The sequence below is a fragment of the Oceanisphaera sp. IT1-181 genome, from assembly GCF_033807535.1.
Taxonomy (GTDB): domain Bacteria; phylum Pseudomonadota; class Gammaproteobacteria; order Enterobacterales; family Aeromonadaceae; genus Oceanimonas.
The window spans coordinates 1782038-1796640 of sequence record NZ_CP136856.1 but is presented as its reverse complement, the minus strand read 5'-3'; the positions used below and the strand labels follow the sequence as shown (position 1 = coordinate 1796640).

11 protein-coding genes are annotated in these 14603 nt (G+C 50.2%); all 11 read left to right on the top strand.

The genetic code is table 11. The features are described from left to right. Positions 1-6: 6 nt before the first annotated feature. Positions 7-2703 carry a response regulator gene (locus R0134_RS08105; RefSeq protein WP_319781360.1) on the top strand — a complete coding sequence of 899 codons (2697 nt, stop codon included), beginning with the start codon at positions 7-9 and terminating at the stop codon, positions 2701-2703. A gap of 957 nt (positions 2704-3660) precedes the next feature. Further along, positions 3661-4914 (top strand): D-amino acid dehydrogenase, encoded by a 1254-nt coding sequence (locus tag R0134_RS08100; RefSeq protein ID WP_319781359.1) that lies wholly within the window; start codon positions 3661-3663, stop codon positions 4912-4914. Positions 4915-5510: 596 nt separating this feature from the next. Continuing rightward, complete coding sequence (locus R0134_RS08095) at positions 5511-6407, top strand: AEC family transporter (RefSeq protein ID WP_319781358.1); 897 nt, start codon at positions 5511-5513, stop codon at positions 6405-6407. A 202-nt stretch (positions 6408-6609) separates the two neighbouring features. Continuing rightward, positions 6610-7476 carry an MSHA biogenesis protein MshI gene (locus tag R0134_RS08090; RefSeq protein ID WP_319781357.1) on the top strand — a complete coding sequence of 289 codons (867 nt, stop codon included), beginning with the start codon at positions 6610-6612 and terminating at the stop codon, positions 7474-7476. Continuing rightward, positions 7473-8051 carry a PilN domain-containing protein gene (locus R0134_RS08085; RefSeq protein ID WP_319781356.1) on the top strand — a complete coding sequence of 193 codons (579 nt, stop codon included), beginning with the start codon at positions 7473-7475 and terminating at the stop codon, positions 8049-8051. The genes R0134_RS08090 and R0134_RS08085 overlap by 4 nt, the downstream gene beginning before the upstream one ends. Further along, positions 8048-8698: an MSHA biogenesis protein MshJ gene (locus R0134_RS08080; RefSeq protein ID WP_319781355.1), complete on the top strand. Its 651-nt coding sequence runs from the start codon at positions 8048-8050 to the stop codon at positions 8696-8698. Before R0134_RS08085 ends, R0134_RS08080 begins: the two co-directional genes overlap by 4 nt. Then, a complete protein-coding gene (locus tag R0134_RS08075; RefSeq protein WP_319781354.1) occupies positions 8691-9008 on the top strand; it encodes an MSHA biogenesis protein MshK in 318 nt (105 codons plus the stop codon). Before R0134_RS08080 ends, R0134_RS08075 begins: the two co-directional genes overlap by 8 nt. Continuing rightward, positions 9008-10666 carry a pilus (MSHA type) biogenesis protein MshL gene (gene mshL, locus R0134_RS08070; RefSeq protein ID WP_319784271.1) on the top strand — a complete coding sequence of 553 codons (1659 nt, stop codon included), beginning with the start codon at positions 9008-9010 and terminating at the stop codon, positions 10664-10666. Before R0134_RS08075 ends, mshL begins: the two co-directional genes overlap by 1 nt. Next, positions 10666-11595 (top strand): tetratricopeptide repeat protein, encoded by a 930-nt coding sequence (locus tag R0134_RS08065; protein WP_319784270.1) that lies wholly within the window; start codon positions 10666-10668, stop codon positions 11593-11595. The genes mshL and R0134_RS08065 overlap by 1 nt, the downstream gene beginning before the upstream one ends. Next, positions 11573-13270 carry a GspE/PulE family protein gene (locus tag R0134_RS08060; RefSeq protein ID WP_319784269.1) on the top strand — a complete coding sequence of 566 codons (1698 nt, stop codon included), beginning with the start codon at positions 11573-11575 and terminating at the stop codon, positions 13268-13270. The genes R0134_RS08065 and R0134_RS08060 overlap by 23 nt, the downstream gene beginning before the upstream one ends. Beyond that, positions 13270-14490 (top strand): type II secretion system F family protein, encoded by a 1221-nt coding sequence (locus R0134_RS08055; protein ID WP_319784268.1) that lies wholly within the window; start codon positions 13270-13272, stop codon positions 14488-14490. The genes R0134_RS08060 and R0134_RS08055 overlap by 1 nt, the downstream gene beginning before the upstream one ends. The last annotated feature ends 113 nt before the right edge of the window (positions 14491-14603 follow it).

The following is a 14603-nucleotide window of genomic DNA, read 5'->3' as shown; positions in this document are numbered from 1 at the left end:
CAAAAGATGATGACGGTAGCAAAACGAAGTTTTTCTCACTTTTCGCGCATCGCCGTGCTGGGATATGCGCTCATGATGTCGTTATTGTTGCTCGGCTATGCAGGCAATCAATACTGGCAGCATCGGCATTACCTGCAGTTAGAGCAGCGCATAGAGCCGGTGGTGTCCGCCTTACATGATATGCAGCGCAAAGTGGTGATCAACGCGGACCAAGACTTATTGCTCAATAAAAAAATAAACGAGTTATCTCGAATCAATCACCAGTTTATAACGTTTATTGAAAACAGACGCCCCCCTTTTGTTGGGCTTGATGACGTGTTAACCACGCTCGTTAACTATCAGCAACAGTTACAGGCGCTACAAGACGCGGATATGCACAGTCGCTATGCGCTCAACGCCTTTTCCGAACGAGTACGGGCTGTGGTGGACAAAGACGACAGTTATTATTCTATCTTGCTCATGCGCAGCCGTTTGTACCTCAATGCGCCCAATTTGCAGTATTTATACGCGCTGGATGATGATGCCAGCCGCTGGCATACCGAAGTGCAAACCTTTAATCAAGAAGTGTTTGATTACTATCAACAATATCGTCAAAGCCTCACCCCTTTGGTGCAGCAGCGCTACGCCTTACTCACCGATAATAAAGACGTGTTACTGCACTATAAAGTCCAGTGGCAGCAAGCGTCTGAACAGCATTTACAAAACATGCAGTTAGCCTTACTGCTGTGGCTACTGGTTAGTTTTAGCCTTGGGTTGGGGGTGTTGGCGTTACAGAACAAAGAGTTGCGCAAAGTGAGCCAAGTCTCTCTTGAGCTGGCACGGGCTAAAACAGACTTTTTAGCCAATATGAGTCATGAGATACGCACCCCCATGAATGCCATTATTGGCTTTGCGTCTTTGCTGCAACAAACGCCCTTGGCCTTAACTCAACAGCAATATTTAAAAAAAATCAGTCAATCTTCCGATAACTTATTGCTGTTAATCAACGATATTTTAGATTTAACCAAGGTAGAAGCGGGCAAGTTAGAGCTGGAAGACATAGCGTTTGATTTAAATGAACAGCTCGAAAAACTCTCCAGTTTATTTGCCGACTTATCTGAGCATAAGCAGTTAGAAGTGATCATTGATAAAGCCGCCAATGTCCCCAACTGGCTGCGCGGTGATCCGCTGCGCCTTGGCCAAGTACTGATCAACTTGGTTAACAACGCGATTAAGTTTACCGAGCGCGGTGAGGTGGTGATCAGCATTAGTCTGGATGAAAGCCCCGAGCCCCGATTATGTTTTGCCGTTAAAGATACCGGTATCGGCATTATTCCAGATCAGCTGGCGCGATTATTTGATGCCTTTACCCAAGTGGATGCCAGTACCACGCGTAAGTATGGCGGCACCGGTTTGGGGTTAAGCATTAGCTACCATTTAGTGCAGCTGATGCAGGGCACCATTACCGTTGATAGCCGACCAGGGCGAGGTTCAACCTTTACCGTTAGCCTGCCGTTGCAGATTGCCGAGCATAAAGCGTTGGCGCCGGTGGCCGCTTATCAAGGTAAAAAAGTGCTGTTGGTGGACGATAATGCGCTGGTGCTTGAGGTCACCAGCCAGTTACTGCGCCAGTTAGGCTTGATTGTTTATAGGGCTAATAGTGTGAGTGCGGCCAAAGAGTTATTGCAAAAGCAGGGTGAGCAATTGAGCTTGGCACTGATTGACTGCTGCCTTGTGCAAGACGATGGCCTAGATTTAGCGCGCTTTATGCGCAGCCATGAGCACCTTGTGCACATTGCGGTGGTGGTGATGAGCGCCTTTGGCCAAGATAAAGTGGCAGACAGAATGCGGGCTTTGGGTCTTACGCACTATTTAGCCAAACCCATTACCGAGCAAAGTTTACGCTTAAGTGTGAGCCGCGTGCTGGCGCCAGAGAGCAGTGGGCGACTGGAGCCACTCGCCATTAATCAGTATCAATTGTCGGATTATCGTCGCCAATTACTGGGCAAACAAATTTTGTTGGCCGAAGACAACCGGATGAACCAGCAATTAATCGTGGAGTTTTTAAATCAAGTGGGCGTGTCGACCACGATTGCCGACAATGGTCGCCAAGCGGTAGAGCTGATGAGCCGGCAATCATTTGATGCCATTTTAATGGATTTACAAATGCCAATTCTCGATGGCATTGAAGCCACCCGCCAAATTCGCAAACTCAACACCCAGCACGATATTCCCATCATTGCCTTAACCGCCAGTGCCATGCGCGGAGACCGTGAAATTAGCCTCAGTGCCGGCATGAACTGCTATGTCACCAAACCCGTGGATCGCTTTGCGCTGTATCAGGCTTTAGTCGAGCAAATAGCGCAGCAGCAAACCCAGCGAACAGGGCAAAAAAGCGTGCAGAAAACCGCTAAACAGCTGGCTCTGCCCGCCACCTCTCAAGCTGAAAAGGTGCAAGCCGAACAAGCGAGTGTTAGTCCCGCCGCGCGCGCAGAATTTTTAGCTCAACAACAAGATGCGGTCTGGCAGTTAACCGCGCTTATGGCCGCAAAAAACTGGCCAGATGCCCAACAGCTGATGGCGACACTTGCCCAACGTGCAGAACGGCACGCACTCACTGAGCTTGCCGCCCAAGCACACGTTATATTGCAGGAATTACAACAGCAGCAAAGACCCAGCGCCGCACAACTTAGCTTGTTAAAACAGAGCTTAAGCGAGCGGTAGAGGCCGCTTTAGCTGGCCGGTTTTACGTAGTAAAACAAGAACCTACAAACCACATCAATGTTAAACGAGGTGTGCTTTGTAGGTGCCCTTTGTTAACGCTGCGCGGTTTGAAGATCTTGGTGGCGCTACGCGCCACTAGAACCAAACCGTGCCGAAGTCCTCTTTGCTGGAGAGACGGGCTCCTACAAAACCAAAACCAAATGCCCTTGTAGCCGGCAATTTATTCGCCGGTCCGCGTTAGCGGATGGTTTTAAGAACCAAACCGAGCCGAATAAATTGGCTCCTACAAAACCAAAACCAAAACCAAAACCAAAACCAAATGCCCTTTGTAGCCCGCAACTTGTTCGCGGGGCCAGCATAGCTGGATGGTTTTAGATCCAAACCTACAGCCAAACCGGCCCGAATAAATTGGGCCCTACAAAACCAAATGTCCTTGTAGCCCGCAACTTGTTCGCGGGTCCTGCGAAGCAGGATGGTTTTAGATCCAAACCTAAAATAACACCGGCCCGAATACTTTTTACCTACGATACGGGCCCTACATAAGATCGAAAAACCAAATGTCCTTGTAGCCCGCCGTCTCTTCGGCGAAGAGGACTTCGCGGGGCCAGCGTAGCTGGATGGCCTTAGATCCAAACCTACAGCCAAACCGGCCCGAATACTTTTTACCTACGACACGGGCCCTACAAAAACAAAATGTCTCTGTCGCTGGCGCTGCGAAATTTAATAACTGAGAACTCAGTCACAATTGGCCTGTTGGTGGTTTATAGTTTCGCTATTAATGTTATTTATGGTTTTAAATTCTGCTAATTTAATGCGGAATAGTAGATGTAATTACCCCGCCAAGCCTTGCCCTGATTGAGTTAAGTGCTATTTTCAACAAGCTTGTGTTTTCCTCTGGATTTTATCTCTTTTTTAGATGATATTACCGCCATTGCAGCGTGTAGCTAGGGTGGAGTCATGAAAGTATTAGTCTTGGGTAGTGGAGTTGTCGGTGTGACCAGCGCGTGGTATTTGGCGCAGCAAGGCCATGAAGTGGTGGTGATCGACCGTCAAGCGAGTGCAGCGGAAGAAACCAGTTTCGCTAACGCCGGACAATTGTCGTTTGGCATGAGCTCGCCGTGGGCGGCTCCGGGTATTCCGCAAAAAGCCGTGAAGTGGATGTTTCAGACTCATGCGCCGTTAAAATTACGCCCTAGTTTAAATCCGGCCCAGTGGCAGTTTATGCTGTCTATGCTGGCCAACTGCACCGAAAAAGCGTACGGCATTAATAAGTCGCGCATGGTGCGGGTGTCGGAATACAGCCGCCAATGCATTAATAATTTACAAGCAGAACTGCAGTTGCCGTTTGAAGCGCGCAAACAAGGCTTACTGCAGGTGTTTCGCACCCAAAAGCAAATTGACGATGCAGCGAAAGACATCAAAGTCTTGCAAGAGTTTAACGTGGCCCACAAGATGCTGAATGTGGAAGAGTGCATTGCCCGTGAGCCAGCCTTGGCACGCGTGAAGCACAAACTCGTAGGTGGCTTGCACTTTCCTGACGACCAAACCGGCGACTGTAATTTATTTACTAAAGCCTTAGTTGAGCGCTGTGAGCAGCAGGGCGTGCAATTTAAATTTAATACCGACATTAAAGCGCTGGTAAGCGACGGTGACAAAATTCGCGGCGTGCAAACCTCGAACGGCTTAGAAGTGGCGGATCACGTATTGGTGTGCATGGGCAGCTACTCGCCGTTCTTGCTTAATCCGGTCGGCATTCGTTTGCCCGTGTATCCCATTAAAGGCTACTCGCTAACGTTAGACGTTAAAAATGATGCGGATGCGCCTCAGTCTACGGTGATGGATGAAACCTACAAAGTGGCCATTACCCGTTTTGACAATCGTATTCGCGCAGCAGGCACCGCCGAACTGGCAGATTTTAATGCGGACTTGCCCAAGGCGCGTCGCGCGACCATCGCCGAGTCGGTGAGCAGTTTATTCCCTGAAGCGGGCAACCTAGACACGGCAAAGTTTTGGACGGGCTTTCGACCTATGACCCCAGATGGAACCCCAGTTATCGGCGGCACCAGCTATAAAAATCTGTGGTTAAACACCGGCCACGGCACTTTGGGTTGGACCATGGGTGCGGGCTCAGCCAAGTTAATTGCCGATTTAATCAGCGGCAAACAGCCAGATATCGATGATAGCGGGTTAGACGTTAGTCGCTACGCCTAATTCTTTGCTCAGGGCGCTCCCGCCCTTCATCTAGACAGCTGCTTTTCAAGACGCCATAATGGCGTCTTTTTTGTGCTCTAATTCGCGGGTTTTAAAACTGAAAATATAACCGTGGCTACGAAAGACATAGTCCTTGTAGCCCGCAACTTGTTCGCGGGGCCAGCATAGCTGGAATGTTTAAGGCCAAAAATGAAAACCAAACCGAGCCGAGCCGAATAAATTGGCTCCTACAAAAGACATAGTCCTTGTAGCCCGCAACTTGTTCGCGGGGCCAGCATAGCTGGATGGCCTTAGATCCAAACCTAAAGCAAAATCGGCCCGAATACTTTTTACCTACGATACGGGCCCTACAAAACAAAATGTTCCTGTAGCCAGCCGTCTCTTCGGCGAAGAGGACTTCGCGGGGCCTGCGAAGCAGGATGGTTTTAAGAACAAACCGAGCCGAATAAATTGGCTCCTACGAAAGAATCGTCTCTTGTAGCCCGCAACTTGTTCGCGGGGCCAGCGTAGCTGGATGATTTCAATAGCAATAGCAATAGCAAAAGCACAAAATACGGCTTACCCCCCGCCAACTTTGCACTTAACCGAAGGAAGTTATGCTCGCCACCTTGTTAAACATAGTGATACCCGTGTTTGCGGTGGTGGTGGTCGGTTTTGTGATTGGCCGGCGCCAAGCCAACCGTCCTCAATCTAACAGCGACATGAGCTTTGTTAATCTCGCCAATGTGCTGGTGTTTTGCCCCGCCTTGGTGTTTTCGGCGCTTATTGAGCACCCCGTGCAACTGAGCAGCAGCTGGCCGTTAATAGTGGCGGGGGTGTTGGTGATCATAGTGCCGGGCGCTATTTTGTTTAGCTTGCGGGTAAAAGGGTTAGAGCGGCGAACCTTGGCCATGGGCGGCATGTTTCGCAATACCGGTAATATTGGTATTCCGCTGATGATGCTGGCCTATGGCGACGATAAAATGGGCGCCATTATCATTTTATTTGTGTTGTCGAACTTAGTGCATTTTTCATTGGGGCTGTTTATGTTGTCCCATACCGCGGGGCGCTGGCAGTGGCTAAAAAATCCTTTGGTGTGGGCGGCGCTGTTAGGGCTCGGGTTGGCGGAGCATCAAGCAATGCTGCCAAATTTTGTGCTAACCAGTAGCCAGCTGCTGGGCCAAATTGCCGTGCCTTTAATGCTGTTCGCGCTAGGGGTACGGCTAGCGCAGGGTGAAATTGGCCATTTGGGCATGGCACTGCGCGTTAACCTTATCTATTTAGCCGTGGGCGCGGTGAGTTTTTTACTGGTGGCGTGGTGGTTGCCGCTCAGCACCGATTGGTTGCAGTTATTGGCCTTGTCGGTAATGCTGCCGCCGGCGGTGTTAAATTATTTATTGTGCGAACAATATCAATGCCAACCAAATAAAATGGCCAGCATAGTGCTGTTAGGTAATCTAATGTCGGTAGTCACCATTCCCGTGGTTATTTATCTGACATTGGCTTTTATTTAAACGGCTCAGGCCACGTTTTTAATGCTGTATAAAAAATTACACGTTAATTGTTTGTAAATGTGTGGTGTGACGAGTGTTATTAAGCAAGTAGCACACCTATATATGACGTGCCTCTAAATTTTCATTTCTTTGGGTAATTGCTTGTTTGTAAAACGCTTTTATCTGTTTATACTGGTTCTCTTCTTAATATTGTGCGGTGCAAATGGAACTTCTACCCAGATGGTTAAAACCCGCCCGTGCTACCTCAGCAGTGGGCATTTATCTTACTCCCACTCGTTTGCTAGCCATAGATGAGGGGGATCCTACTGTTGTGCTCGAGCGCAGCGTCGGGCAGGGCGAAGCCGTGTCTGTTGCCCTAAGAGCCATGATAGAAGAGCAAGCATGGCAAGGCCGCCGGCTTTCTCTGGCACTCAACCGCCATTGGTACAAACAAACACAGATGGAAAAGCCCGCCATCCCAGATGAAGAGCTGGCACAAGCACTGCCGTGGTGCATGCGCGAGTTAGTTAATGAGCCCATAGAAAGCTTATTGTTTGACTACATAGACTTACCAGCGGGGCCTGCCGGCCAACAACGTATTGCGGTGTATAGCAGCGAGCAAGAAGCGATGGCGAGCATTGTACAAGCGGTGACGCCCTTCTGTGTAATAGCCACCATAGGGGTAGATGAACTGGCTTTAGCTAACTTATTGGCACCAGAAGAGCGCGGTTTATTGTTATATAAGGTACCCGGCCAAGAGTTGACCCTGATGTTTATTCATCAGCGCCAGTGGCATTTCTCTCGTACTATTCGCGGTTTTCAGGCGTTAGATGATGAAAGTATGTCAGTAGATCAATTTGTGTTTGATAATCTACTGCTGGAGCTACAACGCAGTATCGATTACGCCGTCGGCCAGCTGAAGCTAACGGCACCGGATAATTGGTATTTGGCATTGCCACAGCGCGTCACGCCGATTATTCAAGAATCCATTAACCAAGTTTTTGATATTAACCCCAAATCGCTGACCACTGACACCTTGAGCCCAATGAGTTTGCCTGCCCTTGGCATCTTAAAAGAGGGCCAAGCATGAAGCAGCGCGTTGAGTTTTATCAATCGGTACTCAAACCTGCCCCAAATAGTGCCAGTATGGGGCTGCTATGCCGGGTGAGCCTCGCCATTGTGGTGGCGTGGGCGCTGATATTTGCCAGCGCCATGGTCAGCCAATATCAGCTCACACAACAAAACATTGTCCTACAAGCCGCAGTGCAAGCGGCTGAGCGAGATGCAGCGCTAATGAGTGTTGCACTCAGTGATTTAAAGGCGCGCCAAGATAATGGTGAATTAGAGCGAGTGGAGTTCGATATTCAAACGCGCCAACAATTATTGCAGTTACTGAATCAAACAAATTTGGTGTCGTACGCCAAAACCTTAAATGATTTGGCCCATATTCCTTGGCAAGGCGTGGCGTTGCAGGGGCTCACGTTACAGGGCAATCAAATGGTATTACGTGGTGCAGCCTCACAAGCCAGTGCCGTGCCTGCTTGGATTTTAGGCTTTGAGAAAAGTAGCAGCTTGCGCGGCCACAGCTTTGGGCGGTTAGCCATTAACCAAGCGCCAGAAGGGGGCTTGAGCTTTAGCCTCACCAGTTCAGAGGTGACGCCATGAGCAAAATTCAACCGTTATTAGCAGACCTAAATCGCCGTTTCTTGGATTTATCACAACGGGAGCGTTGGTTAGTATTAGGTGCAACGTGGGCATTATTAGCATGGGTGGGTTTATTACTTTATGAAGCCACGACCCAAGCGCGGGTAATTGCGCTTGAGCAAGAGCAAAACAGCCTTAATGATACACTCGCGCAGCAACAGCAAATGATGACGGAGCTTAATCAAGGCATAGCAGAGCTCAAGAGTAAGGATAATGCGCCCCATATAGCGCGGCTAAATCGTCATTTATCTCAGCTTAATAGTCACGTCGATGAAAAAATGCAGACTTTGGTCGAGCCCGAGCAAATGTCGGCGTTATTGCTCTCGATACTCGAACAAAGCAACGGCTTAGACTTGCTTGAGCTGAGCAATGAATTGCCCACTCGCCTTAATAGCGAACAAGATAATGCAGCCTTGTATCAACACAACTTAAGCATGGTGTTGAGTGGCAGTTATTTGTCTTTATTAGATTATGTTAAGCAGCTGGAGCAGTTGTCGGGCCGTATTTTTTGGCGAGGCTTAGAGTTTGAGTTAGAAAAATATCCGGTTGCCACCATTCGGCTTAATTTCTTTACCATTAGCCAACATAAGGAGCTGTTACGTGGTTAATCCGCTATTGCTGTTACTGCTCAGCACCACAGCTGGCATTCAAGATCCCACTCAGCCATTAACGCAGGCCACTGTGGTGAAAACCGAGCCGAGCGTCATCAATACGGCACCTGCTAGCCAATTGCACTTGCAAGCTATTTTTAGTGGTGGCAAAAACAGCGCTATTATTGACGGTCAATCTTACCGTGTGGGTGATACCGTACAAGACTATCGCTTGGTGCGTATTCAACCGAGCCAGGTTGTGCTGAACGGGCCGGGCGCGCCCTTAACGTTGACGTTATTTCCCTCTTTATCGACGCTGAGTAACTAATGAAATTAACCTTACGACCTTTAGCGATAGCTTTATTCGGCGCCTCACTGGCTGCCTGTGTCACTTCACCGGATGGCTCTTTACCTAAAGCCGCGCTGGATGATGCGCTAAACATTAGGCCAGATGCGGTGCCGTTAGCCGTCGAGCAAGAGTTATTGAGCCAGCAACCCAGAATTAATTCACCCGTGGCAGAGCCACGGGAGCGGCGTTTTAATATTGCCGCCAATAACGTGGATGCTAAAAGCTTCTTTAATGCCCTAGCCAATCAGCATGGCATTAGTATCGCCGTGCATCCGGAAGTAGATGGCACTATCAGCCTTAACTTGCGCCAAGCCACGCTCAGTGAAAGTTTAACCGCGCTTTCGCAATTATACGGCTATGGCATCGAGCATAAGCGCGGCGTGTATCAGGTGTTTCCTAATGGCGTGCGCACCAAAACCTTTAACGTTAACTATTTAATGCTGTCGCGCACCGGTCAGTCTCAAACAGCCATTAGTGGCAGTAGCTTAAGCAGCAGTGAAGGCGGCGGCAGTGCTACCAACGACGCTACCCGCATTAGTACCGAATCAACTAACGATTTTTGGGCTGACCTTGAATCGGCACTGAGCCGTTTAATCGGCAGCAAAGACGATCGTGTGGTGGTGACCAACGCCCAAGCGGGGTTAGTGAGTGTGCGCGCAGCACCGAGCGAGCTTGCATTGGTAGAAGATTTTTTAAAGCAAGCCGAACGCCAGCTAAAACGCCAAGTGGTGCTAGAAGCGCGCATTATTGAAGTGGAGCTTGATGACGGTTATGAGCAAGGCATCGACTGGGCTAACTTGCAGGCTGGTAGCAGCCCTAATTTTAGTGCAAGCCCAAGGGTCACTGGCGGCACAGCTAGACCCTACCCGGGTTTTCTTAGCCCGATAGGCGGAGTATTAGGCGGCGGTGCCGTGTTTAACTTCACCGACGGTAATTTCTCGACCATGATTAATTTGCTGCAAACGCAAGGTGAGGTTAATACCTTGTCTAACCCCAGAATCACCACCAGTAATAATCAAAAAGCGGTGATTAAAGTGGGCACCGACGAATACTTCGTCACCAACTTTACCTTAGAAACCACCACCGACAATAATGGTAACACCCGTGATTCACCGGACATCGAGCTTAAGCCGTTTTTCTCTGGCATCTCGCTGGACGTGACGCCGCAAATATCAGACGACAATAGAGTCTTGCTGCATATTCACCCTACGGTGAGTGAAGTGACCGATGGCGATAAACAAATCGATTTTGGTAGCGGTGTTATTACCTTGCCGCTGGCGCGAAGCACGGTGCGCGAATCAGACACCATAGTAGAAGCCCGCTCCGGTGAGATGATAGTGATTGGCGGTTTGATGCAGGAAAAACAAAGAGAGATCAACAGTGGCGTGCCGGTATTAAGCCAAATTCCGGTGCTAGGCAATTTATTTAAAAACCGCAGTGTAAGCAGCCAAAAAAGTGAGCTGGTGATTTTATTGCGCCCAGTGGTGGTCGTCGAAAACACTTGGCAAGATGAACTCAAGCGCTCACGTGATTTATTAGAGAAATGGTACCCTGAACAGTCACCTCTGCGCAGTATAGACAACGGCCGAATGAGCTTCTCCGAGCCGATGCGGGCCATAGACAGAGGAACCTTTTAATGACCTTGCGCTTTAAAGTACAGAGCTCGCTGGCGGCCATATTAATGGCCAGCTTGAGCGTGTTGCTCGTGCCCACAGCGCAAGCCCAAGACGATGATAATAATGTGCCCTGGACCGACTTAATGGTTAATTTGCCAGAGGCAGATGCCGCTGATGCGCACCTTGGCGACGCCGACATGGACGCCTTTGCGGTTAATTACTTGCAACAGACTCGGCTTAATCCGCCGACAGTGCAGCCCCATGCGCAAACCCAAGACTATGCACAGCCCCAGCCAGTGATCAAAGCCACTCATTCTGAGCCTCGTAAGCTTGATTTTTCTGAGGTGGTGCTTAGCCGTTCTGCATGGCTAAGTGATATGAATCATCAAGCCGATCTCGCGCTGGCCGCCAATAATTGGCCGCTGGCCGAATTAAGATTGGCACAAGCCTTGGGCGAATATCAAGATGCCCACGTTACGCGCTTACGCTTAGCCGCGTTATTATATGGCCGAGGGGCGCTCGGCCAAACGCGTACCGTATTACAGCAAGGCATAGAATTGGCACCCTTAAATGCGGATTTTCGTCTCACACTGGCACGCTTACTGGTTGAACAACAACGCTTTGCCGCCGCCTTACAACAGCTTAATCAAGTGAGCCCAAGCTTGGCCGAACATTTAGATTATTACAGCCTTAAAGCCGAGGTTTCTCGGCGCAGCGGTAACTGTGACCAAGCGGTAAACACCTATCGCGAGTTGTTGACCCACGCCCGCGTGGGCGCATGGTGGTTAGGGCTGGGCTTGTGTCAGCGCCAGTTAGGGCAAGATTTTACCCCCGCGTTTTTACAAGCGCGCGCCAGTGCCGACTTAGGCGAGGCCTCGCATCGCTTTGTTGAAAGCCAATTAGAACAACTACAGCAACGGGAGCAACATGGCCAAGCACAGACTTACTAAACGCTTAGGTGAGCTGCTTATCGAACATCAGGTGATAACGCCAACCCAATTAGACACCGTATTGCTGCAGCAGCAGCGCGAAGGCGGGCGCATTGGCGCTATCATGGTGAAAATGGGCGTATTAACTGAGCTGGAGCTACTGGGCTTTGTGGCCAAGCAATTAAATTTACCGTTATTCGATCTCAATAAAATCGAGATAGACCCCCAAGCGGTTAAGTTATTGCCTGAGGTGTATGCGCGCCGCCATCGGGCACTGGTGGTCGCCGCTGATGATATACAAGCCACGGTGGTGCTGTCGGATCCCGCAGATTTGGATGTGCAAGATGCCATTGCCAATCTACTACTACCCCGCGAAATAAAGCTGGCGGTGGCCCTGCAAAGCCAGTTATTTACCTTATACGATCAGCTCTATCGGCGCACCGACGATATCGCCCATTTTGCCGAGCAGCTGCAAGGCGAAAACGCGCCCAGTCGCCCAGCCATGGAAGCCGCAGGCCTGGATGACAATGAGGCCACCGTGGCTAAGTTATTGTATTCCATGTTTGAAGATGCGCTGCAAGTGGGCGCCTCCGATATTCATATTGAACCCGATAAAAATCTGATCCGCTTGCGCATGCGCGTGGATGGCCGCTTACAAGAAACCGAGCTTAAAGAAGTCAACATCGCCTCGGCGCTAGTCTCGCGGCTAAAAATCATGGCCGATTTAGATATCTCCGAGCGCCGCTTGCCGCAAGACGGTCGCTTTGCCTTAACCGTAAAGGGCAGTCCAGTTGATATTCGTATGGCCACCATGCCGGTGCAATATGGTGAAGCCGTCGTATTACGACTGCTGGATCAATCGCAAGGTATTCGCAGCCTCGATAAAGCCGGCATGCCGCCTGAGTTACTGACCGCCTTTCGTCGTAAACTGGCCAGCCCCAACGGTATTGTGCTGGTGACCGGCCCCACCGGTAGCGGTAAAACCACCACGCTTTACGGCGCCTTAACCGAGCTTAATACCCCTGAGCGTAAAATTATTACCGCCGAAGACCCGGTAGAATATCAACTGTCGCGGGTAAATCAGGTGCAGGTGAATACCAAGGCAGGCTTAACCTTCGCCGCTATTTTGCGTACCAGCCTGCGCCAAGATCCCGACGTACTGTTAATTGGTGAAATGCGCGACCAAGAAACCGCCGAAATTGCCATGCGCGGCGCGCTCACCGGTCACTTAGTACTCTCAACCCTGCACACTAACGACGCCCCCAGCTCAGCCGTACGACTGATGGACATGGGGGTGCCCGGTTACTTAGTGGCCAGCACCCTAAAAGGCGTGTTGGCGCAGCGGCTAGTACGCCGCTTATGCCAATATTGCAAAGTGAAGCAGGTTCTTGAGCAAAGCGAGCAGCAGTTTTTGCAATATTTAGCGCCTGAGCACAGTGGCGGCCAGTTTTACCAAGGCACAGGCTGTGCCAGTTGTAACCAAAGTGGCGCTAAAGGCCGCCTTGGGGTGTATGAATGGCTGGAAATTAGCCACGACATGGCAGACAGCCTACGTGAGCAAAATATAGATCGCTTTAACGAGCTAGTGGCGGCAGACCCCCGCTATATTACCTTGGCGCACTCGGCGCTTAAGCTTGCCCTCAACGGGGATATTGCCTTAAGTGAAGTGCTGCGCCTGAGCGAGTGGATAGACTGATGGCGTTTTTTGAATATCGGGCGCGTAATGCCCGCGGCCAACTTAACCAAGGCCGGCTAGAAGCGGCCTCTGCCCAAGCGGCGGCCGACAGTTTAATGAGTGCGGGCTTAATGCCGGTCGAAATTAAAGCAGCCAAAGCCAGCGTCACGGCCAGTGTTAACTGGCAACAGTTTCTACACGGCGGCGTAAAGCTGGAAGTGTTACTGATCTTGTGTCGGCAGTTTTCATCGCTCACCCGCGCCGGCATTCCCATTTTGCGTATCGTAGAAGGCTTGCGCGATACCACAGACAACAAACTACTGATCAGTGCCTTAAATGACGTGGCCGAGGCGCTAAACCAAGGCCAAACCTTGGCCAATGCGCTGGCGGCACACCCGCATATTTTTAACAGCTTATTTATCTCTTTGGTTGACGTAGGTGAGAGCACCGGTCAGCTAGAACAAGCGTTTGCTCAGTTATCGCATTATTTTCAGTTGGAATTAGACACCCGCCGTCGCGTTAAAGCCGCCACCCGCTACCCCATGTTTGTCTCCATCGCCATGGTGATCGCCATGGTGGTGGTCAACATCTACGTGATCCCCGCTTTTACCGGTATTTTTGCCAGTATGGGCTCAGACTTACCGCTGATGACGCGCATACTCATCGCCTCATCGGAATTTTTTACCACGTATATCGTGCACATCATAGTGGTGCTGGTGCTGAGCGGCGTCGCCATGTGGCGCTACGTGAAAACGAAAAACGGCCAACTGCGCTGGCACACCTTATTGTTGCGCCTCCCCATTATTGGCCCCTTAGTTAACCGCATTTTACTGGCACGCTTTTGCCGCAGTTTTGCCATGATGCTGGGGGCAGGCGTGCCCATAGTGCAAGTGTTAACCTTGGCCGGTAACGCCACCGGTAATGCCTATTTAACCCAAGCTATTTTTGCCATGGCCGATAAGCTCGCCTCGGGCACCAGCTTGTCGGTGGTCGCTGAGCAGAGCAAGGTGTTTACGCCGTTGATTTTGCAGATGTTTAAGGTGGGCGAAGAAACCGGCCGCGTGGATGAAATGGTGATGGAAGCAGGCAAGTTTTACGAAGAAGAGGTGGATTACGACGTGGCCAACCTGACTTCTAAAATTGAGCCGATCTTGATCGTGGTGATCTCCGCCATGGTACTGATTTTAGCCTTGGGTATCTTTACCCCCATGTGGGACATGGTGGGCTTAGTAAACAGCTAACCCCTTGTGAGCGGCTAACTGTTAACCCTCGTTAACAGTTAATCTGAGAGCTTTGTGTGAGTCGTCTCAAATTTGAGACATTTATCACCACCTTGTGCTACTTTTGTTCTAGT

What these genes read in the sequence shown, in the direction of transcription:
- R0134_RS08105 (WP_319781360.1), top strand. Translation starts at nt 7, where the DNA reads ATGATGACGGTAGCAAAACGAAGTTTTTCTCACTTTTCGCGCATCGCC.
- R0134_RS08100 (WP_319781359.1), top strand. Translation starts at nt 3,661, where the DNA reads ATGAAAGTATTAGTCTTGGGTAGTGGAGTTGTCGGTGTGACCAGCGCG.
- R0134_RS08095 (WP_319781358.1), top strand. Translation starts at nt 5,511, where the DNA reads ATGCTCGCCACCTTGTTAAACATAGTGATACCCGTGTTTGCGGTGGTG.
- R0134_RS08090 (WP_319781357.1), top strand. Translation starts at nt 6,610, where the DNA reads ATGGAACTTCTACCCAGATGGTTAAAACCCGCCCGTGCTACCTCAGCA.
- R0134_RS08085 (WP_319781356.1), top strand. Translation starts at nt 7,473, where the DNA reads ATGAAGCAGCGCGTTGAGTTTTATCAATCGGTACTCAAACCTGCCCCA.
- R0134_RS08080 (WP_319781355.1), top strand. Translation starts at nt 8,048, where the DNA reads ATGAGCAAAATTCAACCGTTATTAGCAGACCTAAATCGCCGTTTCTTG.
- mshL (WP_319784271.1), top strand. Translation starts at nt 9,008, where the DNA reads ATGAAATTAACCTTACGACCTTTAGCGATAGCTTTATTCGGCGCCTCA.
- R0134_RS08065 (WP_319784270.1), top strand. Translation starts at nt 10,666, where the DNA reads ATGACCTTGCGCTTTAAAGTACAGAGCTCGCTGGCGGCCATATTAATG.
- R0134_RS08060 (WP_319784269.1), top strand. Translation starts at nt 11,573, where the DNA reads ATGGCCAAGCACAGACTTACTAAACGCTTAGGTGAGCTGCTTATCGAA.
- R0134_RS08055 (WP_319784268.1), top strand. Translation starts at nt 13,270, where the DNA reads ATGGCGTTTTTTGAATATCGGGCGCGTAATGCCCGCGGCCAACTTAAC.